Raw genomic sequence first — 25,581 nt, 5'->3', positions numbered from 1 at the left:
ATACAGGGCTCAGGCGGCGAGCTAAAACTGTCCAACTTTCGGGGGGCAGTCCACTGGAGCGTGAGGAACGATAGTCGTCAGGAAGATCGCGGAACGGGTAGCGCGCGAGGTGTCCGGGCAAACACCATCGTACCCATGCTCCGCGTGGGTATGCCGTTCTGGACGCTCCGCGTCCTGGCCTGAACATGCGGCGCGGCGCAGATGTGTGACGCGGTGCGTCACCCAAGGCATTCCCACGCCGGAGCGTGAGGAACGATAGTCGTCAGGAAGATCGCGGAACGGGTAGCGCGCGAGGTGTCCGGGCAAACACCATCGTACCCATGCTCCGCGTGGGTATGCCGTTCTGGACGCTCCGCGTCCTCTCCTGAACATGCGCCGAGGCGCAGATGTGTGACGCGGAGCGTCACGAAGGGCATTCCCACGCTGGAGCGTGAGGAACGATAATCGTCAGGGAGATCGCGGCAAGGGTAGCGCGCGAGGTGTCCGGGCGGACGCTATCGTACCCATGCTCCGCGTGGGTATGCCGTTCTGGACGCTCCGCGTCCTCTCCTGAACATGCGGCGCGGCGCAGATGTGTGACGCGGAGCGTCACGAAGGGCATTCCTATGCGGGAGCGTGAGGAACGATAGCCGTCAGGAAGATCGCGGAACGGGTAGCGCGTGAGGTGTCCGGGCAAACACCATCGCACCCATGCTCCGCGTGGGTATGCCGTTCTGGACGCTCCGCGTCCTGGCCTGAACATGCGGCGCGGCGCAGATGTGTGACGCGGTGCGTCACCCAAGGTATCCCCACGCCGGAGCGTGAGGAACGATAGTCGTCAGGAAGATCGCGGAACGGGTAGCGCGCGAGGTGTCCGGGCAAACACTATCGTGCCCATGCTCCGCGTGGGTATGCCGTTCTGGACGCTCCGCGTCCTGGCCTGAACACGAGGTGAGGCGCAGAGCGTGAGGAACGATAGTCGTAACCGCCCCCCACCCCTCGATCAACGCACCAGGTGCAGGAACTGCATATGCCGTTCGTACTGATCGAGCACGTCGTTGATGACTTGTTCCTTGGTGTAACCCACCAGGTCGTAGTCCTGACTGCCCTCGCTCAAGTGAACCTCGGCGCGGTAGTAGCGGCGGTTGTTCAATTGCTTGGAGCCCATGCCGCCACGGGCGAACGACGGGGTGAAGAAGCCTTTCATCTGCACCTGGTAGATGAACGGACGCTCTTCGCCGTGACCGATTTCCAGGGTCACCGAGTCGTTGGACGGATCGGGGACGTTGACCACGTTCAAGCCCTTCTCGACGAACACCGCTGTCACTTCTTCAATCGCCGGACGCACGGTCTGATCAAGGAAGCGGTACACCTCGTCTCGCGACGGGTAATGCACCGCCTGGCTCAGACGCTGGCGCCAACCGCCGCGTCGTGAACCGGATACCGGCGCCAGCGAGTACAACTGCGCGATCTTGCGCTGCGACTCCATGACGAACGCCTTGTGCAGGCCCCACATCATCAGCAGCAGAATCAGCGAGAACGGCAACGACGTCAGCACTACAGCCGATTTCAGTGCATCGATGCTGCCCGAGAACAACAGGCCACTGGTGATCAGCGCCGTGGCCACACCCCAGAACACCCGCAGCCATTTCGGACCGTCTTCGTCAGGGTTGCCGCCTTTGGCTGACAGTGTCGACAGCACCACCGTGCCCGAGTCGGCCGAGGTGACGAAGAACACGAAGCTGATGAACACCGTGACGGCAATCACCGTCTTGCTCCACGGATAGGTTTCCAGCAGCAGGTACAGGGTCATCGACGGATCATCGATAGCCGATTGGCCCAGCGCAGTCATGCCATGGTTGAGCACTTGATCGATCGCGCTGTTACCGAAGATCGACATCCACGCCAGGGTGAAGCCCAGCGGGATCAGCAAGACACCGAAGACAAACTCACGGATGGTCCGGCCACGGGAAATACGCGCAATGAACAGGCCCACAAACGGCGCCCAGGCAATCCACCAGGCCCAATAGAACACCGTCCAGCCGCCCAGCCAGTCACTCGGCTCGTTATAGGCATACACGTCGAAACTCTTGCTCGGCAGTGCGCCCAGGTAGTCACCGATGTTCTGCACCAGCGTGTTGAGCAAGTGCTGAGTCGGGCCGGCAAACAGCACGAACAGCAGCAGCGCGCAGGCCAGCAACATATTGATGTCGGACATGACGCGCACGCCCTTGTCGACACCGGCGATCGCCACCAGAATCGCCGCGCCCATCATCAGGGTAATCAGACCGACCTGAATCCAGTGGGTGTGCGCCACGCCGAACAGGTAATCCAGACCGGAGTTGAGGTGCAGCACCCCGAAGCCCATGTCTGCGCCGAGACCGAAGATGGTCGCAATGATGCCGAAGCCATCGACGGCATAACCGATAGGACCATTGATGCGTTTACCAATCAGCGGATACAGCGCCGAACGCAGGGCCAGCGGCAGGTTGTGGCGATAAGCGAAATAGGCCAGCGCCATACCGACGAAGGCAAACACGCCCCAGCCATGCAGGCCCCAGTGCAGAAACAGCAACTGCATGCCCTGGCGCGCAGCTTCTGCGGTGCCACCCTCGCCCTGCGGCGGCTGCAGCAGGTGCGTCAGGGGCTCTGAAACGCAGAAAAAGAACAGCGTGATGCTGATGCCGGCGGCAAACAGCATCCCGGCCCATGACAGGTAACTGAACTCGGGTTCGTCGTGGTCGGCACCGAGCTTGATCTTGCCGAAGCCCGACAAGGCGGTGACCACCACGAAGACCAGGTACAGGGTCATGACCATCATGTAGTACCAGCCGACCGTGTTGGCCGCCCAGTTTTGAGCCGCCAGCAGCCATTCGCCGCTGGCTTGCGGGAACGCGATCACGACGATGCCGAAAATCAGAATAAAACTCGCAGCGAAATAGAACACTGGAGCATTCATGCGAACCATGCCGCTTGAAGAGGAACTCGCAGAACTCATCGGTTGAGTGCCTCCGGACTGATAAAACCAACTGCAAAAAGCGGATACGGCAAGGGTAAGCCTCCTGTTGTGAGCGGGCAGCGAACCACCGGTTTAACTTGAACAAGCGTTCAATTTAAACATGAAAACCCCCGCGAGACCTAATCGCGGGCCGGTGAATGCAGGCTCAGGCGTGGGTATGACGCATGCTTGAGCGGGTTCGTTCCCACGCCAAAGAGGCCATTTGCAGCCTGTCAAATGCGCGCTCTGTGAACGCTCATGGCGCTTCAATCCCGGCCCGAACGCTGCACACATCGTCACCGCACCAACCTGTTACCGACTGCCCCAAAACTGCGCAAAAAGTCATTCAGGTAACAGCACCGCGCTCTTCTCGGAAAAATGCTTTCGTGCTGACCAAAACCGCAAGACCCCGTAAATAAAGCCCTTCAGGCCAATTCGATGAGCAAAAAACAGCAAAGGCGCAAAGTTGGTCTTTTGATTGCATATGCTTGTATGTACAAGTAGAGACAGGCTAAACATTCCGCCTTCTACCCAACTGAATCGGCCTGCTTCGCCAGGCTTTGCTCGCCCTTCATCGGGCTGGTTCGAATTGATCGCCGAGGATTTTTTTGTGACCGAGAATAATCAAGACCTGAAGCAGGACTGGACCCGCCATCGCGAAGGCGTCGTGCGGGCTGCACGCGGTACTCAATTGACTGCCAAGAGCTGGCTGACCGAAGCGCCGCTACGCATGTTGATGAACAATCTCGACCCGGAAGTCGCCGAAAACCCCAATGAGCTGGTGGTTTACGGCGGCATCGGCCGCGCCGCGCGCAACTGGGAGTGCTACGACAAGATCGTCGAGAGCCTCACTCAGCTCAACGATGATGAAACCCTGCTGGTACAGTCCGGCAAGCCGGTCGGCGTGTTCAAGACCCACAGCAACGCCCCTCGCGTATTGATCGCCAACTCCAACCTGGTACCGCACTGGGCCAGTTGGGAGCACTTCAACGAACTGGATGCCAAGGGCCTGGCCATGTATGGCCAAATGACCGCCGGCAGCTGGATCTACATCGGCAGCCAGGGCATCGTGCAAGGCACTTACGAAACCTTCGTCGAAGCCGGTCGCCAGCACTATGACGGCAACCTCAAGGGCCGCTGGGTGCTCACCGCAGGTCTGGGCGGCATGGGTGGCGCGCAGCCGCTGGCCGCGACATTGGCCGGGGCCTGCTCGCTGAACATAGAATGCCAGCAGAGCCGCATCGATTTCCGCATCAAGACCCGCTACGTTGACGAACAGGCCGCAGATCTCGATGACGCACTGGCGCGTATCGCCAAATACACGGCCGAAGGCAAAGCCATCTCCATCGCGCTGTGTGGCAACGCGGCGGAAATTCTGCCGGAAATGGTCCGTCGCGGTGTGCGCCCGGACATGGTCACCGACCAGACCAGCGCCCACGATCCGCTCAATGGTTACCTGCCCAAAGGCTGGACCTGGGACGAGTACCGTGCCCGTTCGGTGAGCGAACCGGCCAGTGTGGTCAAGGCCGCCAAGCAGTCGATGGCCGAGCACGTCGAAGCGATGCTCGCCTTCCAGCAAGCTGGCATTCCGACCTTCGACTACGGCAACAATATTCGTCAGATGGCCAAGGAAGTCGGCGTCACCAATGCCTTCGATTTTCCAGGCTTCGTCCCCGCCTACATCCGTCCGCTGTTCTGCCGTGGCATCGGGCCGTTCCGCTGGGCCGCGCTGTCGGGTGACCCGCAGGACATCTACAAGACCGACGCCAAAGTCAAAGAGCTGATCCCGGACGACGAGCACCTGCACAATTGGCTGGACATGGCCCGCGAGCGCATCAGCTTCCAGGGCCTGCCAGCGCGTATCTGCTGGGTCGGCCTGGGTCAACGCGCCAGACTGGGTCTGGCCTTCAACGAAATGGTCCGCAGTGGCGAGTTGTCGGCACCGGTGGTGATCGGTCGCGACCACCTGGACTCCGGCTCGGTCGCCAGCCCCAACCGCGAAACCGAATCCATGCGTGACGGCTCCGACGCTGTTTCCGACTGGCCGCTGCTCAATGCTTTGCTCAACACCGCCAGCGGTGCGACCTGGGTCTCGCTGCACCATGGTGGCGGCGTCGGCATGGGCTTCTCGCAGCATTCCGGGATGGTAATCGTCTGCGACGGCACGGACGAAGCCGCCGAGCGTATTGCCCGCGTGCTGCATAACGACCCGGCCACCGGGGTGATGCGCCATGCCGATGCCGGTTACGACATCGCTATCGACTGTGCCAGAGAGCAGGGCTTGAACCTGCCAATGATCGGACGTTGACAACGTTGTCGGCCATCAGGCCGGCACACGTCGGGGACGGGCATGAGCATGCCCACGGGCCGGATGCCTACTTGAAGCTGCCGTCATCCATTTAAGGCTTAGGAGCATCGACAATGAATATGAAAAAGGCCCTGTTGACCACATTGGTATCCGCTGGCCTGCTCGCCAGCGCAGGCGCAAGTCAGGCTGCCGGCTGGTGCGAATCAGGCAAGCCGGTGAAATTCGCCGGTCTTAACTGGGAAAGCGCGATGCTGCTGACCGATGTACTGCAGGTCATTCTGGACAAGGGTTACGGCTGCACCGTTGACGCCTTGCCCGGCAATTCCATCGCCATGGAAAATGCCCTGGGCACCAACGATATCCAGATCTTTGCCGAAGAATGGGTAGGTCGCAGCGAGGTCTGGAACAAGGCCGCCGCTGCCGGCAAGGTGGTCGGTGTCGGCGCACCGATCGTCGGCGCTGTGGAAGGCTGGTACGTGCCACGCTACGTGATCGAAGGCGATGCCAAACGCAAGCTGGAAGCCAAGGCACCCAACCTGAAATCCATCAGCGATCTGGCCCAGTATTCAGCCGTGTTCAAGGATCAGGAAGAGCCTGGCAAGGGCCGCTTCTACAACTGTCCGGCCGGCTGGACCTGTGAGCTGGAAAACAGCGAAATGCTCAAGAGCTACGGCCTGGAAAGCAAATACACCAACTTCCGCCCGGGCACCGGCCCCGCGCTGGATGCGGCGATTCTCTCCAGTTACAAACGTGGCGAGCCGATCCTGACCTACTATTGGTCACCCACGCCGCTCATGGGTCAGGTAGACCTGGTGCGTCTGGAGGAGAAAGCCGGGGTCAACAAGACGATCGATATCAAGGTCGGCGTGTCCAAAGTGTTCCACGATGAGGCCCCTGAACTGGTCGCCATCCTGGAAAAGGTCAACCTGCCGATCGACCTGCTCAACCAGAACCTGGGGCGCATGGCCAAGGAACGCATCGAATCGCCGAAGCTGGCGAAGATTTTCCTGAAAGAGCACCCCGAAGTCTGGCACAAATGGGTCAGCGAAGACGCCGCGAAGAAGGTGGACGCTTCGTTGTAAACGACCGGGCTGTCGGACTGAACGGTTCGACAGCCCTGTCGTTGACCCGACACACCTCATTTGAGAGCCGCTTATGTTTCCTGAAAGCTTCACTTTCTCGATCGCCAACTGGGTCAACGATGGCGTCGACTCACTGGTCACGCAGTACGGCGATGTGTTCCGGCACATCTCCGACACCCTGCTATGGGCCATCGTCAACCTCGAAGGCCTGCTGCGCATGGCGCCGTGGTGGCTGATGCTGATGATCGTCGGCGGCATTGCCTGGCACGCGACACGCAAGATCGTCACGACGCTGGTCATCGTCGGCCTGCTGTTTCTGGTCGGTGCGGTCGGGTTGTGGGACAAGCTGATGCAGACCCTGGCGCTGATGCTGGTCGCCACGATCATCGCGGTGCTGATCGGCATTCCGCTGGGCATTCTTTCGGCACGCAGCAATCGTCTGCGCTCGGTGCTGATGCCGCTGCTCGACATCATGCAGACCATGCCCAGCTTCGTTTACCTGATCCCGGTGCTGATGCTGTTCGGTCTGGGCAAGGTTCCGGCGATCTTCGCCACGGTGATTTACGCCGCGCCGCCGCTGATTCGTCTGACCGATCTGGGCATTCGTCAGGTGGACGGTGAAGTGATGGAAGCCATCAACGCGTTCGGCGCCAACCGCTGGCAGCAACTGTTCGGTGTGCAACTGCCGCTGGCGATGCCGAGCATCATGGCCGGGATCAACCAGACCACCATGATGGCGCTGTCGATGGTGGTGATTGCCTCGATGATCGGCGCACGCGGGCTTGGCGAAGACGTGCTGGTGGGCATTCAGACCCTCAACGTCGGGCGCGGGCTGGAAGCGGGCCTGGCCATTGTCATTCTGGCGGTCGTCATCGACCGTATCACGCAGGCCTATGGCCGCCCACGGCATGAGGCGCACAAATGAGCAGCGTGGAACCGAACAAAATCGTCGTCAAAAACGTGTTCAAGATCTTCGGCAACCGCTCCAAGGAAGCACTGCAGTTGATCCAGCAAAACCACAGCAAGGACCAGGTGCTGGCCCAGACCGGCTGTGTAGTCGGGGTCAACGACCTGTCGCTGTCGATCGGCAGCGGCGAAATCTTCGTCATCATGGGCCTGTCCGGCTCGGGAAAATCAACGCTGGTGCGCCACTTCAACCGGCTGATCGACCCTACCAGCGGCGAGATTCTGGTCGATGGCGAAGACATCCTGCGTTACGACATGGAGGCCTTGCGCCAATTCCGCCGGCACAAGATCAGCATGGTGTTCCAGAGCTTCGGCCTGCTGCCGCACAAGACCGTGCTGGCCAACGTGGCCTACGGCCTGACCGTGCGTGGCGAGAGCAAGGCGCTGTGTCAGGAACGCGCGCAGCACTGGATCACCACCGTAGGCCTCAAGGGCTACGAAAACAAATACCCGCACCAGCTTTCCGGCGGCATGCGTCAGCGTGTAGGTCTGGCCCGCGCACTGGCGGCCGACACCGACATCATTCTGATGGACGAAGCATTCAGCGCCCTCGACCCGCTGATCCGCGCCGAGATGCAGGACCAGTTGCTGGAGCTGCAAGCCAGTCTGCACAAGACCATCGTGTTCATTACCCACGACCTGGACGAGGCCGTGCGCATCGGCAATCGCATCGCGATCCTCAAGGACGGGCGATTGATTCAGGTCGGTACGCCGAAAGAAATCCTTCATTCGCCCGCCGACGATTACGTGGATCGTTTCGTTCAGCGCCGCGTAGCCACCCTTTAAGGACCGTTGCAGATGTCGCGAGCAGAACAGATCGTCATCGGTGAAGCACCTGCGGGCTGGCAGGACGTGGTCGCCGTGGCTCGACATGGCGCAAGACTGGTCCTGTCGGACGCCGCTTGGGCACGGATCGACAACGCTCAGGCCATCGTGCAGCGCATCGTCGTCAGCGGCGAGCGCGCCTATGGCGTGAACACCGGGCTCGGCGCGTTGTGCAATGTGTCACTGCAAGGCGAACAGCTCAGTCGCCTGTCGCGCAATACCCTGCTCAGCCATGCCTGCGGCGTCGGTACGCCACTGGCCGACGAGCAGACCCGCGCAATCATCTGCGCCGCGATTCTCAACTACAGCCAGGGCAAGTCCGGCATTCACCGGCAAGTGGTCGAAGCGCTACTGGCCCTGCTCAACCGCGGCATCACGCCGCAAGTACCGGCGCAGGGCTCGGTGGGTTATCTGACGCACATGGCGCACGTCGGTATCGCGTTACTGGGCATCGGTCAGGTCAGCTATCGCGGGCAGATCGTCCCGGCTGAGCAGGCCTTGAACGAAGAGGGTCTGGTTCCGGTCATCCTCGGAGCCAAGGACGGTTTGTGTCTGGTCAACGGCACACCGTGCATGACCGGCCTGAGCTGTCTGGCCATCGCTGATGCCGAGCGCCTGAGCCAATGGGCCGACGTGATCGGCGCGATGAGCTTCGAAGCCCTGCGCGGCCAGCTGGACGCATTCGATGCAAGCATTCTCGCCCTCAAGCCGCATCCGGGCATGCAGCAGGTGGGCAAGAACCTGCGCATGTTGTTGGCAGGCAGCGACGTGCTCGCCAGCAGTGAAGGCATTCGTACTCAGGATGCGCTGAGTATCCGTTCGATTCCCCAGGTGCATGGTGCCACCCGCGACCAGTTGGCTCACGCCACTCGCCAGGTCGAGATCGAGCTCAATTCAGTCACCGATAACCCGCTGCTGCTCGGCACGCCCGAGGCTTTCCGCGTGGTGTCTCAGGCCAATCCACACGGCCAGTCGGTGGCCATGGCGGCAGACCTGCTGTGCATGGCGATGGCAGAGCTGGGCTCGATCGCCGAACGACGCCTCGACCGCCTGATCAACCCGATGGTCAGCGGCCTGCCGGCGTTTCTGGTCACCCAGCCGGGCGTCAACTCGGGAATGATGATCGTCCAGTACGTCGCCGCTTCGCTGTGCGCGGAAAACCGCCAGATGGCGCAACCGGCCGTGGTCGACAACTACGTGACCTCCGGTCTGCAGGAGGATCACCTGAGCCTGGGCACCAGCGCCGCGCTCAAGCTGCACAAGGTGCTGGGCAATACCACGCAGATTCTGGCCATCGAGTATCTGCTCGCGGCCCAGGCGTTCGAATTTCTCAAGACACAGGGTTTTGGCGTGGGCACCGGTGCCGCGTGGCGACTGCTGCGCGAGCGCATTCCGGCCTACGACGAAGACCGCTGGCTGGCCCCGGACATCGCCAGCAGCGCGGCCCTGCTCAAAGACGAAACGTCGCTGGAAAGGGTTTTCCAGCACTGCCGTGACAACGCGGCAGGCCTATAAAAGCAGCGTACGGCCACACGCCGTCGCTGACATCCATCAAGGAGTAGCAGCATCGTGACCACCTTATCTGCCAAGACGCTGAACCTGATCCCCGGCCAACTGACCCTGGCACAACTGCGCGGCATTTATCTGCAGCCGGTCAGCCTGACGCTGGACAGCAGCGCGAACCAGCAGATCGACGACAGCGTCGCCTGTGTCGAGCGCATTCTGGCCGAGAACCGCACCGCCTACGGCATCAACACCGGCTTCGGCCTGCTCGCTTCGACGCGGATTGCCAGCGAAGACCTGGAAAACCTGCAGCGTTCGCTGGTGCTGTCGCATGCGGCCGGTGTCGGTCAGCCGATCAGCGATGAGCTGGTGCGACTGATCATGGTGCTCAAGGTCAACAGCCTGAGCCGCGGTTTCTCGGGCATTCGGCGCGTGGTCATCGACGCCCTGATTGCGCTGATCAATGCCGAGGTCTACCCGCATATTCCGCTCAAGGGCTCGGTCGGTGCTTCCGGTGACCTGGCGCCGCTGGCGCACATGTCGCTGGTGCTGCTGGGCGAAGGTAAGGCGCGCTACAAGGGCGAATGGCTGAACGCTGTCGATGCACTTGCCGTTGCTGGCCTGAAACCGCTGACCCTCGCCGCCAAGGAAGGGCTGGCGCTGCTCAACGGCACGCAAGTGTCTAGCGCCTACGCATTGCGCGGCCTGTTCGAAGGCGAAGACCTGTTCGCTGCGGCTCTGACTTGCGGCTCTCTGACCGTTGAGGCGGTACTCGGTTCGCGCTCGCCCTTCGACGCGCGCATTCATGCCGCACGCGGGCAGCGCGGGCAGATCGACGCGGCGGCCTGCTACCGTGACCTGTTGGGCGAAAGCAGCGGCGTGTCCGAGTCGCACCGCAACTGCGACAAGGTTCAGGACCCCTACTCGTTGCGCTGCCAGCCACAGGTCATGGGCGCATGCCTGACCCAGCTGCGTCAGGCCGCCGAGGTGCTGGAAATCGAAGCCAACGCGGTGTCCGACAACCCGCTGGTGTTCGCCGCCGAGAACGACGTCATATCCGGTGGCAATTTTCACGCCGAGCCGGTCGCCATGGCGGCGGACAACCTCGCGCTGGCCATCGCCGAGATCGGCTCGCTCAGCGAACGACGCATTTCGCTGATGATGGACAAGCACATGTCGCAGTTGCCGCCCTTCCTGGTGGCCAACGGCGGCGTCAATTCCGGGTTCATGATCGCGCAGGTGACCGCCGCCGCACTGGCCAGTGAAAACAAGGCATTGGCCCATCCACACAGTGTCGACAGCCTGCCAACCTCGGCCAATCAGGAAGACCATGTGTCGATGGCCCCGGCCGCCGGCAAGCGCTTATGGGAAATGGCAGAAAACGTTCGCGGGATTCTTGCCGTAGAATGGTTGGCTGCCTGCCAGGGTCTGGACTTGCGTGAAGGTCTGAAAACCTCTCCGAAGCTGGAGCAAGCCCGCAGCCTGTTGCGCAGCAAGGTCCCGTTCTATGAAAAGGACCGCTTTTTTGCACCGGACATCGAAGCTGCCAGTCAGCTGCTGTCCTCCACTTGCCTGAACCCGCTGGTTCCTGCACGTCTGCTACCGAGTCTGTGATGCACCGCGAGCCTGGCAGGGCTCGCTTTGGTCATCGCTGCGGGAGGCCGGATGCAGGCGTTCTCGCGGCTTTTGCCATACCTGTAATGAAATGGACCTGAAATGACGTCACAAGATGGTTTGAAACGCGGGTTATCCGCCCGCCACATCCGCTTCATGGCCCTGGGCTCTGCCATCGGTACAGGGTTGTTCTACGGCTCGGCCTCGGCGATTCAACAGGCCGGGCCTGCCGTACTGCTGGCTTACCTGATCGGCGGCGCGGCGGTGTACATGGTGATGCGCGCGCTCGGCGAAATGGCGGTCCACGACCCGGTGTCCGGTTCGTTCAGCCATTACGCCACGCGCTACATGGGCCCGCTGGCCGGCTTCGTGCTCGGCTGGACCTATGCGTTCGAGATGATCATCGTCTGCCTCGCCGACGTGACCGCATTCGGCATCTACATGGGCTTCTGGTTTCCGGAAGTGCCGCGCTGGATCTGGGTGCTGGGCATCGTCTTTCTGATCGGCGCGCTCAACCTGTGCAACGTGAAAGTCTTCGGTGAAACCGAGTTCTGGCTGTCGATCCTCAAGGTCAGCGCCATCGTGGCGATGATCGTCGCAGGCTTCGGCATCATGATCTTCGGCATTGGCAGCTCGGCCAGCGGCAGCGAAATCGGCATCAGCAACCTGTGGGCGCATGGCGGCTTCATGCCGAACGGTGTCACCGGCCTGATCGCCTCGTTCGCGGTGGTGATGTTTGCCTTCGGCGGCATCGAAATCATCGGCATTACCGCAGGCGAAGCGAAGGACCCGCGACGCAGCCTGCCGCAGGCGATCAATGCCGTGCCGCTGCGCATTCTGCTGTTCTACGTGCTGACACTGTTCGTGCTGATGTGCATCTACCCGTGGCCGCAGATCGGCACGCAGGGCAGCCCGTTCGTGCAGATTTTCGACAACCTGGGTATCGCCTCGGCGGCGACCATCCTCAACATCGTGGTGATCTCGGCGGCCATCTCGGCGATCAACAGCGACATCTTCGGCGCAGGCCGCATGATGTATGGCCTGGCCCGTGAAGGTCAGGCGCCCGCCAGTTTTGCCCGCGTGTCGCGCCATGGCGTGCCGTGGATGACCGTGCTGGTCATGGGCATCGCGCTGCTGGGCGGCGTGCTGCTCAACTACCTGATCCCCAAGGACGTGTTCCTGCTGATCGCTTCGCTGGCCACCTTCGCCACCGTGTGGGTCTGGCTGATGATTCTGCTGACGCAGGTCGCCATGCGCCGCTCGATGAACCGCGAGGAAGCGGCACAGCTGAAATTCGCCGTGCCGTTCTGGCCTTACGGGCCGGCGGCTGCCATCGCCTTCATGCTGTTCATCTTCGGCGTGCTGGGTTACTTCCCGGACAACCGTGCAGCCTTGATCGTCGGCGCAATCTGGATCGTGCTGCTGCTCATTGCTTACGCTGTGTGGGTCAAGCCCAAGGCGCTCAACACCACTCATTGATCAACGAGGCCTCGAATGAAAACGCTCTGGAAAAACTGTCACATCGCAAGCATGGCGCACGGCAAATACTCGATCATTGAGGATGCCGCCATCGTGACCTCCGGAGCGCTCATCGAGTGGATCGGGCCTCAGGCCGCGCTGGCCGAGCCGGAACATGACAACTGCATCGATCTGGACGGTGCCTGGGTCACGCCCGGCCTGATCGATTGCCACACCCATACGGTGTTCGGCGGCAACCGCAGCGGCGAGTTCGAACAGCGTTTGCAGGGTGTGAGCTACGCCGAGATCGCCGCAGCGGGCGGCGGTATTGCCAGCACGGTGCGCGCCACTCGCGCCGCCAGTGAGGATGAGCTGTACGCCAGTGCCGAGCGCCGTCTGCGGCATCTGCTGAAAGACGGCGTCACCACCGTCGAGATGAAGTCGGGTTACGGGCTGGACCTGGAAAACGAGCGCAAGATCCTGCGGGTGATCCGGCGTCTGGGCAACACCCAGCCCGTCACCGTGCGCGCCACGTGCCTGGCCGCCCATGCGCTGCCACCGGAATACGCCGACCGCGCCGACGATTACATCAACCACATCTGCAACGACATGCTCCCGGCGCTGGCAGCCGAAGGACTGGTCGATGCAGTCGATGCCTTCTGTGAATACCTGGCGTTTTCGCCCGCCCAGGTCGAGCAGGTGTTCATCACCGCAGGGCAGTTGGCACTGCCGGTCAAACTGCATGCCGAGCAGCTGTCGTCATTGGGCGGATCGAGCCTGGCCGCGCGCTACAAGGCGCTGTCTGCGGATCACCTGGAGTTCATGACCGAAGACGACGCCATCGCCATGGCCGCTGCCGGAACCGTCGCGGTGCTGCTGCCGGGGGCATTTTACTTCCTGCGTGAAACACAACTGCCGCCGATGGACGCGCTGCGCAAGCACGGCGTGCCGATCGCGATTGCCACCGACCTCAACCCTGGCACCTCGCCGGGCCTGTCATTGCGCCTGATGCTGAACATGGCCTGCACGCTGTTTCGCATGACGCCCGAAGAAGCACTGGCGGGGGTGACATTCAATGCCGCCAAGGCGTTGGGCATGAGCGCGACCCACGGCTCGCTGGAGGTCGGCAAGGTCGCGGATTTCGTCGCCTGGAACATCGAGCGACCGGCTGATCTGGCCTATTGGCTGGGCGGCGATCTGGACAAACGCATCGTGCGCCACGGCGTCGAATCATCGATCTGAAGGAGAGCCCTGTGGATAACGTTCTGACATTCAAGCGTGGCCGCATTCCGCTGCTGATCAGCATGCCGCATGCCGGTCTGAAACTGACCCCGGTGGTCGAAGCCGCGCTGGTGGACGAAGCCTTGAGCCTGCCGGACACCGACTGGCACATTCCGCGTCTGTATGACTTCGCCGCCGAATTGGGCGCCAGCACCCTGGCCGCCGAATACTCGCGTTTTGTCATCGACCTGAACCGGCCCTCTGACGACAAGCCCATGTACGCAGGTGCGACCACCGGCCTGTTTCCGTCGATCCTGTTCGATGGCGTGCCACTGTTCAAGGACGGCCAGACGCCCAGCGCCGAGGAGCGGGCGCGCTATCTGCAGCAGATCTGGACGCCCTATCACCAGACGCTGGAGCAGGAACTGCAGCGCATGCGTGACGAGTTCGGTTATGCGCTGCTGTTCGACGCCCATTCGATTCGCGGCCACATTCCGCACCTGTTCGACGGTCGCCTGCCGGACTTCAACCTGGGCACCTTCAATGGCGCGAGCTGCGACCCGGAGCTGGCCAGCCGGATGGAGCAGGTCTGCGCAGCGGCCAAGGACTACAGCCATGTGCTGAACGGGCGCTTCAAGGGCGGCCACATCACCCGCCACTACGGCAACCCGGCCAACAACATCCACGCCATACAGCTGGAGCTGGCGCAAAGCACCTACATGGACGAATTCGTGCCCTTCCACTACCGCCCGGACCTGGCTGAACCGACCCGCGCCGTGCTCAAGCCACTGCTGGAAACCTTCATTGCCTGGGGGCAAGAGCGCTTTGGCTGATGAGGGTGGCCGCAGAGCGTGGAAGCGATAGCCGATAGCAACCCCGATTACCGTTCCCATGCTCCGCGTGGGAATGCCGTTCCGGACGCTCCGCGTCCGCCCTTCAAGGTTCCCGCCTGATCACTTCTTGAGCAAGCGCAAGCCGTTGAACACCACCAGCAAGCTCACGCCCATGTCGGCAAACACCGCCATCCACATGGTCGCCAGACCCGCGAAGGTGATGCCGATGAACAGCACCTTGGTCACGATGGCCAACACAATATTCTGTTTGAGCACCGCCGATGTCCGGCGCGAAAGCGCAATAAAGGTAGGTATCTTGCGCAGATCATCGTCCATCAGGGCGACATCTGCCGTCTCGATAGCCGTATCGGTGCCTGCCGCAGCCATGGCGAAACCAATCTCCGCACGGGCCAGCGCAGGGGCATCATTGATGCCGTCACCGACCATGCCCACCCGGTGATTGCGGCTGTAAAGCGCCTCGATCGCACTGAGCTTGTCGGCAGGCAGCAGATTGCCCTGCGCTTCGTCGATGCCGACCTGATCGGCAATCGCCTTGGCCGTGTGCGGGTTATCACCGGTCAGCATGACCGTCTTGATGCCCAGATCGTGCAACTGAGCAATGGCTTCGCGGCTGGTCTCCTTCACCGTATCGGCGACAGCAAACAGCGCAATCGGACCCGAGGCATCGAGCAACAGCACCACGGTCTTGCCCTGCATTTCCAGCGCATCGAGCCTGGCTTCCAGCTCTGGCGAGCACAGGCCCAGTTCTTCCACCAGACGATGGTTGCCCAGGTGATACATCTGGCCGTTGATCTCGCCTTTCACACCGCGCCCACCCAACGCCTCGAACGCACTGACTTCATGCAGCGTCAGGCTGCCATCGGCGGCCTTGGCAATGGCCTGGGAAACCGGGTGATCTGAACGACCCGCAAGGCTCGCGGCGATGGCAGGCGCGCTGTCGGCGACTGCGGGGTTCAACGGCACATAGTCGGTCTGCACCGGCTTGCCGTGGGTCAGCGTGCCGGTCTTGTCGAGGGCCAGGTAATCAAGCTTCTCGCCCATTTCCAGATAAACGCCACCCTTGATCAAAATCCCCTTGCGCGCCGCCGCTGCCAGACCGCTGACGATGGTTACCGGCGTGGAAATCACCAGCGCACACGGGCAGGCCACTACCAGCAGCACCAGCGCCCGGTAGATCCAGTCATACCATTCGCCGCCGAAGAACAGCGGTGCGACCAACGCCAGCGCCAACGCGACGACGAATACCACCGGCGTGTAGATACGCGAGAAGCTGTCGACAAAGCGCTGGGTCGGCGCACGCGAACCCTGAGCCGCTTCCACCGCATGAATGATGCGCGCCAGCGTCGAGTTGTTTGCCGCCGCAGTAACACGGTATTCCAGGGAGCCCGCCTGGTTGATGGTGCCCGCGAAAACCTTATCGCCGACGGTCTTTTCCACCGGCAGGCTTTCACCGGTAATCGACGCCTGATCGATGGTCGAACTACCAGATACCACTTCACCATCAAGGCCGACACGCTCGCCGGGCTTGATCCGGACGATAGCCTCCAGTTCAACGTTTTTGGCCTCGACTTCCTGCCAACTGCCATCCGCCTGCTTGACGGTGGCAAGCTCTGGCGTCAACTGCATCAGGCCGCTGATTGCATTGCGCGCGCGGTCCAGCGACTTGGCTTCGATCAACTCGGCAATGGTAAACAGGAACATCACCATCGCCGCTTCCGGCCACTGACCGATCACAATCGCGCCGGTCACCGCGATGCTCATCAGCGCATTGATATTCAGGTTGAAGTTCTTGAGCGCGATCCAGCCCTTCTTGTAGGTGGTCAGGCCGCAACTGAAGATCGACACCAGTGCCAGCAGCGCCACAACCCAGGTCGGGCCGAGCGATGCAAAATGGACCACCTCTGCGCCAAGCGCCGCAACGCCGGACAACGCCAGCGGCCACCAGTGTTTCTTCACCACCGGCGCCGGTTCGGCAGACGCTGCACCTTCCTCGACCGGCTCGGCCTGCATGCCCAGCGAGCTGATGGCCTCACGAATCGGATCGGTGGACGGCAGATCGTGCCAGACGCCCAGCATGCGGTTGATCAGGTTGAATTCCAGCTTCTGCACACCGGCCAGCTTGCCCAGTTTGTTCTGGATCAACGTCTGCTCGGTGGGGCAATCCATCGCCTCGATACGGAAGCTGCTCAGACGACCGCCCGAAGCTGGTGCTTCGCCAAAGGTCACTACGGCAGGCTGTGCCTCGCTGGAGCAGCACGAATGCGCATGCTCCACGGGTTTTTGCTCGTGCGCGTGCTCGCCGTGATCATGATCGTGGTCATGGTCATGTCCGGGGGAATTCTTGATCGTCGTGCCCATTCGTTGTGGCTCCAGGATTCTGCTTGTTGCCAAGTGAACACCCTGTAGCCACTATAGGGTCAAGCACTCAAACGAGATGAGTCCAAATGAAAATCGGCGAACTGGCAAAACTGACCGACACCCAGGTCGAAACCATCCGTTATTACGAACGCGAAGGCCTGCTGCCCGCGCCCGCCCGCAGCGATGGCAACTACCGGCTGTACACCCAGGCACACACGGAGCGCCTGTCGTTCATCCGCAATTGCCGCAGCCTGGACATGACCCTTGGAGAAATCCGCAGCCTGCTCAACCTGCGCGACAGCCCGCAGGACCAGTGCGAAAACGTCAACGCCCTGATCGACGAACACATCGAACACGTCAACGCCCGCGTCGCAAGCCTGCAAGCACTCCAGGAACAACTGCTCGACCTGCGCCGCCGCTGCAGCGATGGCACGACAGAACATTGCGCGATACTGGAAAGGCTGGAAGTGACGGGCGCTGTGGCAGCGCCAGAGGGCGAGCCTTCACATGTGGGGAGGAGTCATGGGCATTGAGACGGGTTTGAGACCTCTGGTGCAAGCTGCGCAGCTTGCACCACCGCCACAAGCTCAGTGATCGCCTTGACGAGCTGATCCTTGGCAGCTTTCTCTTTCGCTGTCTCTTCACCCGCCCGCTCAGAATCAACGCGTTTGAACGCTTCGCGTACCTCCTCGCTGAAGATGCTGATCGATACGATATTTTCCTGCCGAAAACCAATAGGCCTGAGCGGTGTATCACTTGGGTAATCGGTCGTGTACACCACTTTCAGGGTGTCCTTGTCCCGATAGCCACTGACGGTCGGGATAAGCAAAATTTCCTGATTCACACCCGTCACTTCGGTAGGGGCTCCGACGTCCATGATGTAACCGACGTAGACCTTTCGATCCGCCATCGTGATCATCACTTCGTCCTTTTCGACAAATGCATCGAAAAGCGTCGAGCAGATAGGGCTGTGATCTACAGACTCGCCCAACAGATAGGCCGCAATTTCTTCTTCTTTACTGGCCTTCAGTTGCCACTTGAGAATCTTGACAGTAAGAAAAGCGCCCAGGCTTGGCATCGCCAGGGTTAATAATCCTGAAAGGGCAAGGAACACACCGACCTGGCTAAAATTCCTGCCAGTGATGTCGAAGTCCTGCCCCATTTGACCTAAAGCGCCCATGAAATCGGTGTTCACGGCAAAACAGACTGGCGAGGTCGCGTCCGTCGTTTGGGCCCATTTTGGGCAAAACACACCCCAATCATGCGAGAACAGGCCTGCAAGGGCTGCGGTAACAAACATGGCCGCTAAAAAACAGTAGATACCATACCGCCCCACCAGGAAGTAAAGCATCTGGCCTTCATAGCGATGCAGCCTGCAATAAACGGTGGGATCCTTCAGGCACACCAAAAAGCCGCTGACGAGTAGTGGCAGCAGAAGTAAAAAAGCCATTTATCAGGATTCGGCTTGCGGAGTGACCAGTTTTTTAGCCTTATCGCGGGAGGAGCGAACCAAACCTTCGATTTCTTTGGCGTCCATGGACATGCGGCCGCCCCTCACCACAAGAGTGTCGATGTTCTTGATTGCCTGCATGAAGGCTTCATCTTCAGCCTTCTTCGTATCACTACGATGTCCAATCCGATTGAAAAACATAGTCGATTCCATTGAACAGGGTCAGGGGACTTACGCCAAAACTATAGCACAACGCTCAATTCGCTCTTACGGACTCAAACCGCCATCGGCGCCGTCATTGCCGGGTGATGCTGATAGCCTTCCAGTGAGAAGTCCGAAGGCTCGATCAGCTCTAGCCATTCAGGCTGGTACACACCGGTCTTGGCGAATTCCGGCACGCGGTCGGAGATCACCAGTTTCGGCATCGGGTACGGCTCGCGGGTCATCTGTTCGTTGAGCATGTCCAGGTGGTTTTCGTACACATGGGCGTCGCCGATGAAATAGGTGAACCAGCGCGGCGTGTAGCCGGTCAGGCGGCCAATGAGGCTGAGCAGCGCGGCGCCTTCGGTCAGGTTGAACGGCGTACCCAGACCCAGATCGTTGGAGCGGATGTACAGCGTCAGCGAGATTTCTCGGGTCTGCGGGTTAGGGTGCAGCTGGTACAGCAGGTGGCACGGCGGCAGGGCCATCTCATCGAGCTGTGCGCAGTTCCAGCCGTGGAACAGGATCCGCCGGCTGCCCGGGTCGTTGATGATGGTGTCGACGCACTGGCGAATCTGGTCGATGGCCTTGTACAGGACCACGAAAGACTGGTCGTCTTCTTCGGACTCGGCAATCTGACGATACCCCTGGCCCAGCGCCAGTTCGATGGCCGCGACATTGCCGGCATCGATACGCTTGTAGGCAGGCCACTTGCGCCATTGCACGCCGTAGATTTCGCCCAGATCGTCCTCGCCCTTGCGGAACGGGTTGTTCAGCCACTGAGCGTTTTCGTTGGCGTTCTGATCCCAGACCTTGCAGCCCAGTTCGCGGAATTCGGCGGCGTTGTTCACGCCACGCAGAAAGCCGACCATCTCGCCGATGGCCGACTTGAAGGCCATGCGCCGTGTGGTGATCGCCGGAAAACCTTCCTGCAAGTCATAACGCAGCATCGCCCCCGGAAAGCTGATGGTGTTCACGCCGGTACGGTTGGCTTGCAAGGTCCCGTGCTTGATCACATGAGCGACCAGTTCCAGATATTGCTTCATAAATCACCTGCATTGTTGAACGCGCCGGGCGTCTTCACCCGGCGTTTCGGTATTAAACCGCTGCTTTGCTGGCGGACGGGTCGCGCTTGTAGGCCAGCCAGATCAGGAACAGGCCGGCGATGATCATCGGCAGGCTGAGGATCTGACCCATGGTCACCCAGCCCCACGCCAGGTAACCCAACTGGGCGTCAGGGACGCGGACGAACTCGACCACAAAGCGGAAGATCCCGTAGAACAGCGCGAACATGCCGGAAACGGCCATGGTCGGACGCGGCTTGCGGGCGTACAGATTGAGGATGATGAACAGCGCAACGCCTTCCAGCGCGAACTGATACAGCTGCGAGGGATGACGCGCCAGTTGCGCAGGGTCGCTGAACGGCGGGAAGACCATGGCCCACGGCACATCGGTCGGCTTGCCCCACAGCTCGGCGTTGATGAAGTTGCCGATGCGCCCGGCGCCCAGGCCGATCGGCACCAGCGGGGCAACGAAGTCCATCAGCTGGAAGAAGCTTTTGCCGTTGCGCTTGCCAAACCACCAGGCCGCGATCATCACGCCGACAAAGCCGCCGTGGAACGCCATGCCGCCCTTCCAGACCTCGAAGATCAGCAGCGGATTGGCGATGTAGGCCGACAGGTCATAGAACAGCACGTAGCCCAGCCGCCCACCGACAATCACGCCCATGGCCAGCCAGAAAATCAGATCGGAAAGTTTTTCCTTGGTCCAGGTCGGGTCGAACTTGTTCAGGCGACGCGACGCAAGCAGCCATGCGCCGCCGATACCGACCAGGTACATCAACCCGTACCAGTGAATTTGCAGCGGGCCGATAGCGACGGCTACCGGGTCAATCTGCGGGTAAGGCAGCATTGCGACTCCTCAATTGGAACGCCCTTGCGAGCGACTGAATCAGGCGCGCATGTTACCGGAGCCCGGCAGGATGCTCTAGCGGCGACCGATGGAAGCCGCCTGAACGAAGTGAAAAAAGATGCGATTGATGTGTCCGGCCGTATGGTTATCGCTTCCACGCGCAGCGTTATATACAGGTCTTGGAGAGCACTGAATACGTGCCTTTCAGGCTTCTGCCCGCAGGACGTAAGAGCGCACCGGGCGACGCTTCGCTTGTTCGCGAAGACGGTGTCTTCAGACGATACGTTTTCGGCGATCATGTCGGCCTCTTCGCGAACAAGTTCGCTCCTACGAGGGCAATGTGTACTCCCTGTGGGAATGAGAGGACGTAGGAGCGCACCGGGCGACGCCTGGCTTATTCGCGAAGACGGTGTTTCAGACGGTACGTTTTCGGCGATCATGCCGGCCTCTTCGCGAACAAGTTCGCTCCTACGAGGGCAATGTGTACTCCCTGTGGGAATGAGAGGGCGTAGGAGCGCACCGGGCGACGTCTGGCTTGTTCGCGAAGACGGTGTCTTCAGACGATACGTTTTCGGCGATCATGCCGGCCTCTTCGCGAACAAGTTCGCTCCTACTAGGGCAATGTGTACCCCTGTGGGAGTGAGTTTGCTCATGAAAGCAATAGTAGCGCTTAGTGCCCTTTGACCGAGCTGGGGTTGATCATCCGCGACAGGCCGAGGTTTTTCAGTGCCAGCTGCAGGGAGCTGCTGATGACTTGCGGGTTGTCGTTGGTCATCAGTTGCGCCAGCAGTTCCTTGGCCTTGCTGAGGTTGATCTGGCGCAACATCCATTTCACTTTCGGCAGGTTGGTGGCGTTCATCGACAGGCTGTCGAAACCCATCGCCATCAACAGTACCGCTGCTGCCGGGTCACCCGCCATTTCGCCGCAGATGCTCACCGGCTTGCCTTCGGCGTGGGCATCACGCACCACGCTTTGCAGCGCCTGAAGCACCGCCGGGTGCAGGTAATCGTAGAGATCGGCCACACGCGGGTTGTTGCGGTCGACCGCCAGCAGGTACTGGGTCAGGTCGTTCGAACCCACCGAGAGGAAGTCTACCTGCCGCGCCAGGTCGCGAGTCTGATAGACCGCAGCCGGCACTTCGATCATTACGCCCACGGGCGGCATCGGCACGTCGGTGCCTTCGTCGCGCACCTCGCCCCAGGCGCGGTGGATCAGGTGCAGCGCTTCTTCCACTTCGTGGGTGCTGGAGATCATCGGCAACAGAATGCGCAGGTTGTTCAGGCCCTCGCTGGCCTTGAGCATCGCGCGGGTCTGGACCAGGAAGATTTCCGGGTGGTCGAGGGTGACGCGAATACCGCGCCAGCCGAGAAACGGGTTGTCTTCCTTGATCGGGAAGTAGGACAGCGACTTGTCGCCACCGATGTCCAGGCTGCGCATGGTCACCGGCAGTGGATGGAAGGCGGCCAGTTGCTCGCGGTAGATCGCCAGCTGTTCTTTTTCGCTCGGGAAGCGCTGGTTGATCATGAACGGCACTTCGGTGCGGTACAGGCCCACCCCTTCGGCGCCTCGCTGTTGCGCACGCGCCACGTCGGCCAGCAGGCCGGTGTTGACCCATAGCGGCATGCGATGCCCGTCGAGGGTCACGCAAGGCAGTTCGCGCAGTGCATCCAGGCCCTGGGAGAGCTGACGCTCCTCCTCCACCACCTTGCCGAACTGCTTGCGCATGATTTCGCTGGGGTTGGTGAAGACTTCGCCGTGATAGCCGTCGACCACCAGATCGATGCCATCGACCTTGGAGTAAGGGAAGTCCACCAGGCCCATGACCGTGGGAATGCCCATGGCCCGTGCCAGAATCGCAACGTGGGAGTTGCCGGAACCCTGAACCGACACCAGGCCGACCAGTTTGCCTTCTGGCACCTCGCCGAGCATCGCCGGGGTCAGCTCTTCACTCACCAGAATCGTGTTGTCGGGATAGACCAGCGCCTGTTGCCGCGCTTCCTGGAGATAGGCCAGCAGGCGGCGGCCCAGGTCCTTGACGTCCGACGCCCGCTCGCGCAGGTAGGCATCGTCCATCAGCTCGAAACGTTTGACGTGCTCACTGACCACCGAGCGCAAGGCACCCTGCGCCCATTGGCCGGTCTTGATCACGTCGGTCACTTCGCTGCCTAGCGAGGCGTCGTCGAGCATCATCAGGTAGACATCGAACAGCGCCCGCTCTTCGGGACGCAACTGAGTGGCCAGCTTGGCTGACAGGGTGCGCATGTCACCGCGTACGCCTTCCAGCGCGTTCTGGAACAACGCCAGTTCGGCGGCGATGTCAGTGACGGTCTTGTCGGGGACCACTTCCAGATCGGCTGGCGGCAGCATGACCACGGCGACACCGACCGCAGCACCCGGCGAACCGGCGACACCGACGAACTTGGCTTCCTGAATGCCCTTGCCCTGACGACCCAGACCGCGGATCGAGCCGGTCGCTTCGGCATGCGCGATAACGCCCGCCAGTTGCGCGCTCATGGTGACCAGGAAGGCTTCTTCGCCCTCGTCGAACTGCCGGCGCTCCTTTTGCTGGATGACCAATACGCCGACCACACGCCGGTGGTGAATGATCGGCGCGCCCAGGAACGAGGCGTAGCGTTCTTCACCGGTTTCGGCGAAATAGCGATAACGAGGGTGATCTGCGGCGTTTTCGAGATTCAGCGGTTCTTCGCGCGTACCGACCAGACCGACCAGGCCTTCATTCGGTGCCATGCTGACTTTGCCGATGGAGCGCTTGTTGAGGCCTTCGGAAGCCATCAGGACAAAGCGGTTGACCTCGGCATCGAGCAGGTAGACCGAGCAGACCTGGCTGCCCATGGCCTCCTTGACGCGCAACACAATAATGCCCAACGCCGCCTTGAGATCCTTGGCGGAGTTAACTTCCTGGACGATCTTGCGCAGCGTATTGAGCATGGCTCGGGGTCGAACTCCGTGTCAGTCGCGCGATAAGAGGCGCGGGGCAAGCTCTTTGAGTGCGCGTCGATACACCTCGCGCTTGAATGTCACCACCTGGCCTAACGGATACCAATAACTGACCCAGCGCCAGCCATCGAACTCCGGTTTACCGGTCAAATCCATCCGCACCCGCTGCTCGTTGGAGATCAGGCGCAGGAGAAACCATTTTTGCTTCTGGCCGATACACAGCGGCTGGCTGTGGGTACGGACCAGTCTTTGCGGCAGACGATAGCGCAACCAGCCCCGAGTGCAGGCAAGTATTTGCACATCATGTCGTTCCAGACCGACTTCTTCATTCAATTCGCGATAAAGCGCGTCTTCCGGCGTCTCCTGCGGGTTGATACCCCCTTGAGGAAACTGCCAGGCATCCTGGTTAATACGCCGAGCCCATAGGACCTGACCAGCATCGTTTGTCAGAATAATCCCGACATTAGGACGGAAACCATCGGGGTCGATCACGGCAACAACCTCGCAAACGCATGTCGCCGCATTGTTCCACAAAGGCGATCAAACCAGCAACGAGGCTTATCACCTTATGTGAAGACTTGTGAAAACCTCGTATTCTGGGGCTCTTTTTTCAACTATTTCAGCGAGTAACCCTATGCGTCTGGCTTTATTCGACCTCGACAACACCCTTCTGGGCGGCGATAGCGATCACGCCTGGGGCGATTACCTGTGCCGGCGCGGGATCCTTGATGCCGCGACCTACAAAACCCGCAACGACGAGTTCTATCAGGATTACCTGGCCGGCACGCTGAACATGACCGACTACCTGAATTTTACCCTGGAGATTCTGGGCAACACTGACATGGCGCAGCTCGAGCAGTGGCATCGCGAGTTCATGCGCGACTGCATCGAACCGATGATGCTGCCCAAGGCGCTGGAATTGATCGCCAAACACCGCGAGGCCGGCGACAAGCTGGTGGTGATTACCGCCACCAACCGCTTTGTGACGGCACCTATCGTGGCGCGACTGGGGATCGATACCCTGCTGGCGACCGAATGCGAGATGGCTGACGGCCGCTATACCGGCCGCACCACAGGTGTGCCCTGCTTCCGTGAAGGCAAGGTGACACGCCTCAATCAGTGGCTGCAAGACAACGCGTTCAGCCTTGAGGACAGCTATTTCTACAGTGATTCGATGAACGACCTGCCTCTGCTGGAGCAGGTGGCCAACCCGGTTGCGGTCGATCCGGACGATAAATTGCGTGCCGAAGCCGAGCGACGCGGCTGGCCGGTAATTACCCTGCGTCACTGAGTGCTGGCAATACTCAGGCCGGTTTGAAGCCCGTCAGACCGGCCATCGCCACGAAGCACACGAGGCTGATCACCGTCAGCGCCAGGGTAAAGCCGCGCTTGCCGCCTTGGGCACCGAGACGCAACCGGTTGAGCCTGGCCACCAGCCAGACCCAACTGCACAGCCCCAGGGTGTAAAGCACGCTGCTGCCCAGCACCCAGGTCTGGCCCAGTGACAGGCCTTTCAAATGCACCAGCCACCAGCCACTGAACGGCAGCGTCGCCAGGCACACGGCCATCAACACCCAGAAAAACAGCAGTGGCCGCTTGAGCAGGCGATTCTGCACGGTCGTGTCGCCTTCAAGACGCACCTTGATCACCCCGCTGGCCAACACCAGCGCGCTGATCAGCAACAACGCGATGGCGACGATGTGCAAGGTATTAAGGGTGGTGATGGGTTCCATGACGCGGTGTTCCTCTGGAATCGGGCTTGGGTGAGTTTAGCAGTGTGGACACTAGAATCGCGCCTTAAGCGCCATCGCGCCCGTGCTCCGGTGGTTACACCTGTCTGGACGCTCCGCGTCCTCTTGCGACGCAGAGCGTCGTGAACTGCATTCCCACGCTG

General features: G+C 60.9%; 20 protein-coding genes. 11 read left to right on the top strand and 9 right to left on the bottom strand.

Going from position 1 to position 25,581, the window contains the following annotated elements; translation table 11 throughout:
- Positions 1–982: 982 nt before the first annotated feature.
- Positions 983–2,938 carry a choline BCCT transporter BetT gene (betT, locus tag QRN50_RS21650; protein ID WP_205902143.1) on the bottom strand — a complete coding sequence of 652 codons (1,956 nt, stop codon included), beginning with the start codon at positions 2,936–2,938 and terminating at the stop codon, positions 983–985.
- 649 nt (positions 2,939–3,587) lie between these two features.
- Between betT and hutU the strand changes: the two genes are divergently transcribed.
- The 9 genes from hutU to hutG all read left to right on the top strand — a co-directional run bounded on the left by hutU (position 3,588) and on the right by hutG (position 14,787).
- Positions 3,588–5,285, top strand: coding sequence for a urocanate hydratase (hutU, locus tag QRN50_RS21645; RefSeq protein WP_024641052.1), 1,698 nt, complete (start codon positions 3,588–3,590; stop codon positions 5,283–5,285).
- A 113-nt stretch (positions 5,286–5,398) separates the two neighbouring features.
- Entirely contained in the window at positions 5,399–6,367 is a 969-nt protein-coding gene (locus tag QRN50_RS21640) for an ABC transporter substrate-binding protein (protein ID WP_003405245.1), read from the top strand.
- Positions 6,368–6,440: 73 nt separating this feature from the next.
- Complete coding sequence (locus QRN50_RS21635; RefSeq protein ID WP_003343849.1) at positions 6,441–7,292, top strand: ABC transporter permease; 852 nt, start codon at positions 6,441–6,443, stop codon at positions 7,290–7,292.
- A complete protein-coding gene (locus QRN50_RS21630) occupies positions 7,289–8,119 on the top strand; it encodes a quaternary amine ABC transporter ATP-binding protein (RefSeq protein ID WP_003405246.1) in 831 nt (276 codons plus the stop codon). Before QRN50_RS21635 ends, QRN50_RS21630 begins: the two co-directional genes overlap by 4 nt.
- A gap of 12 nt (positions 8,120–8,131) precedes the next feature.
- Entirely contained in the window at positions 8,132–9,673 is a 1,542-nt protein-coding gene (locus QRN50_RS21625; RefSeq protein WP_003405248.1) for an HAL/PAL/TAL family ammonia-lyase, read from the top strand.
- Positions 9,674–9,727: 54 nt separating this feature from the next.
- Positions 9,728–11,275, top strand: a complete 1,548-nt coding sequence (hutH, locus tag QRN50_RS21620; protein ID WP_003405250.1) for a histidine ammonia-lyase — start codon at positions 9,728–9,730, stop codon at positions 11,273–11,275.
- A 102-nt stretch (positions 11,276–11,377) separates the two neighbouring features.
- Entirely contained in the window at positions 11,378–12,754 is a 1,377-nt protein-coding gene (locus QRN50_RS21615) for an L-histidine transporter HutT (RefSeq protein WP_096127416.1), read from the top strand.
- Positions 12,755–12,769: 15 nt separating this feature from the next.
- Positions 12,770–13,975 (top strand): imidazolonepropionase, encoded by a 1,206-nt coding sequence (hutI, locus tag QRN50_RS21610; RefSeq protein WP_096127415.1) that lies wholly within the window; start codon positions 12,770–12,772, stop codon positions 13,973–13,975.
- Positions 13,976–13,986: 11 nt separating this feature from the next.
- Positions 13,987–14,787 (top strand): N-formylglutamate deformylase, encoded by an 801-nt coding sequence (gene hutG, locus QRN50_RS21605; RefSeq protein WP_096127414.1) that lies wholly within the window; start codon positions 13,987–13,989, stop codon positions 14,785–14,787.
- A 120-nt stretch (positions 14,788–14,907) separates the two neighbouring features.
- Here the strand turns inward: hutG and QRN50_RS21600 are convergent, their stop codons facing one another.
- Complete coding sequence (locus QRN50_RS21600) at positions 14,908–17,166, bottom strand: heavy metal translocating P-type ATPase (protein ID WP_096127413.1); 2,259 nt, start codon at positions 17,164–17,166, stop codon at positions 14,908–14,910.
- An 86-nt stretch (positions 17,167–17,252) separates the two neighbouring features.
- On the opposite strand from QRN50_RS21600, the gene cadR reads away from it, so the two are divergent.
- Positions 17,253–17,699 (top strand): Cd(II)/Pb(II)-responsive transcriptional regulator, encoded by a 447-nt coding sequence (gene cadR / locus QRN50_RS21595; RefSeq protein WP_003405262.1) that lies wholly within the window; start codon positions 17,253–17,255, stop codon positions 17,697–17,699.
- Here cadR and QRN50_RS21590 read toward each other — a convergent pair.
- The 6 genes from QRN50_RS21590 to QRN50_RS21565 all read right to left on the bottom strand — a co-directional run bounded on the left by QRN50_RS21590 (position 17,687) and on the right by QRN50_RS21565 (position 24,179).
- A complete protein-coding gene (locus QRN50_RS21590; RefSeq protein WP_096127412.1) occupies positions 17,687–18,616 on the bottom strand; it encodes a hypothetical protein in 930 nt (309 codons plus the stop codon). The genes cadR and QRN50_RS21590 overlap by 13 nt on opposite strands.
- Positions 18,617–18,619: 3 nt before the next feature.
- Complete coding sequence (locus tag QRN50_RS21585; RefSeq protein ID WP_010434507.1) at positions 18,620–18,817, bottom strand: hypothetical protein; 198 nt, start codon at positions 18,815–18,817, stop codon at positions 18,620–18,622.
- A 74-nt stretch (positions 18,818–18,891) separates the two neighbouring features.
- A complete protein-coding gene (locus QRN50_RS21580) occupies positions 18,892–19,863 on the bottom strand; it encodes a thymidylate synthase (protein ID WP_096127411.1) in 972 nt (323 codons plus the stop codon).
- 52 nt (positions 19,864–19,915) lie between these two features.
- A complete protein-coding gene (lgt, locus tag QRN50_RS21575) occupies positions 19,916–20,728 on the bottom strand; it encodes a prolipoprotein diacylglyceryl transferase (RefSeq protein WP_003343867.1) in 813 nt (270 codons plus the stop codon).
- A gap of 670 nt (positions 20,729–21,398) precedes the next feature.
- Positions 21,399–23,678: a phosphoenolpyruvate--protein phosphotransferase gene (gene ptsP, locus QRN50_RS21570; protein ID WP_003420161.1), complete on the bottom strand. Its 2,280-nt coding sequence runs from the start codon at positions 23,676–23,678 to the stop codon at positions 21,399–21,401.
- 21 nt (positions 23,679–23,699) lie between these two features.
- Positions 23,700–24,179 carry an RNA pyrophosphohydrolase gene (locus QRN50_RS21565; RefSeq protein ID WP_002555745.1) on the bottom strand — a complete coding sequence of 160 codons (480 nt, stop codon included), beginning with the start codon at positions 24,177–24,179 and terminating at the stop codon, positions 23,700–23,702.
- Positions 24,180–24,321: 142 nt separating this feature from the next.
- On the opposite strand from QRN50_RS21565, the gene QRN50_RS21560 reads away from it, so the two are divergent.
- On the top strand, positions 24,322–24,978 hold the full coding sequence (locus tag QRN50_RS21560; RefSeq protein ID WP_011269258.1) for a histidinol-phosphatase: 657 nt from the start codon (positions 24,322–24,324) through the stop codon (positions 24,976–24,978).
- A gap of 13 nt (positions 24,979–24,991) precedes the next feature.
- Here QRN50_RS21560 and QRN50_RS21555 read toward each other — a convergent pair whose 3' ends face one another.
- Positions 24,992–25,420, bottom strand: coding sequence for a DUF2269 family protein (locus QRN50_RS21555; protein ID WP_011269259.1), 429 nt, complete (start codon positions 25,418–25,420; stop codon positions 24,992–24,994).
- Positions 25,421–25,581 lie beyond the last annotated feature (161 nt).

The sequence above is a fragment of the Pseudomonas sp. MEJ108 genome, assembly GCF_030208985.1.
Lineage (GTDB): Bacteria > Pseudomonadota > Gammaproteobacteria > Pseudomonadales > Pseudomonadaceae > Aquipseudomonas > Aquipseudomonas fragariae.
Note: the sequence above shows the minus strand (reverse complement) of the source record. Positions and strands in the feature narration are given on the sequence as shown.

Bases quoted from the DNA above. Each gene is read 5' to 3' on its own strand.
- QRN50_RS21630 (WP_003405246.1), top strand. From the start codon at position 7,289: ATGAGCAGCGTGGAACCGAACAAAATCGTCGTCAAAAACGTGTTCAAG.
- QRN50_RS21625 (WP_003405248.1), top strand. From the start codon at position 8,132: ATGTCGCGAGCAGAACAGATCGTCATCGGTGAAGCACCTGCGGGCTGG.
- QRN50_RS21600 (WP_096127413.1), bottom strand. From the start codon at position 17,166: ATGGGCACGACGATCAAGAATTCCCCCGGACATGACCATGACCACGAT.
- QRN50_RS21635 (WP_003343849.1), top strand. From the start codon at position 6,441: ATGTTTCCTGAAAGCTTCACTTTCTCGATCGCCAACTGGGTCAACGAT.
- QRN50_RS21585 (WP_010434507.1), bottom strand. From the start codon at position 18,817: ATGTTTTTCAATCGGATTGGACATCGTAGTGATACGAAGAAGGCTGAA.
- QRN50_RS21555 (WP_011269259.1), bottom strand. From the start codon at position 25,420: ATGGAACCCATCACCACCCTTAATACCTTGCACATCGTCGCCATCGCG.
- QRN50_RS21640 (WP_003405245.1), top strand. From the start codon at position 5,399: ATGAATATGAAAAAGGCCCTGTTGACCACATTGGTATCCGCTGGCCTG.
- ptsP (WP_003420161.1), bottom strand. From the start codon at position 23,678: ATGCTCAATACGCTGCGCAAGATCGTCCAGGAAGTTAACTCCGCCAAG.
- cadR (WP_003405262.1), top strand. From the start codon at position 17,253: ATGAAAATCGGCGAACTGGCAAAACTGACCGACACCCAGGTCGAAACC.
- hutI (WP_096127415.1), top strand. From the start codon at position 12,770: ATGAAAACGCTCTGGAAAAACTGTCACATCGCAAGCATGGCGCACGGC.
- QRN50_RS21560 (WP_011269258.1), top strand. From the start codon at position 24,322: ATGCGTCTGGCTTTATTCGACCTCGACAACACCCTTCTGGGCGGCGAT.
- QRN50_RS21580 (WP_096127411.1), bottom strand. From the start codon at position 19,863: ATGAAGCAATATCTGGAACTGGTCGCTCATGTGATCAAGCACGGGACC.
- QRN50_RS21615 (WP_096127416.1), top strand. From the start codon at position 11,378: ATGACGTCACAAGATGGTTTGAAACGCGGGTTATCCGCCCGCCACATC.
- betT (WP_205902143.1), bottom strand. From the start codon at position 2,938: ATGAATGCTCCAGTGTTCTATTTCGCTGCGAGTTTTATTCTGATTTTC.
- lgt (WP_003343867.1), bottom strand. From the start codon at position 20,728: ATGCTGCCTTACCCGCAGATTGACCCGGTAGCCGTCGCTATCGGCCCG.
- QRN50_RS21590 (WP_096127412.1), bottom strand. From the start codon at position 18,616: ATGGCTTTTTTACTTCTGCTGCCACTACTCGTCAGCGGCTTTTTGGTG.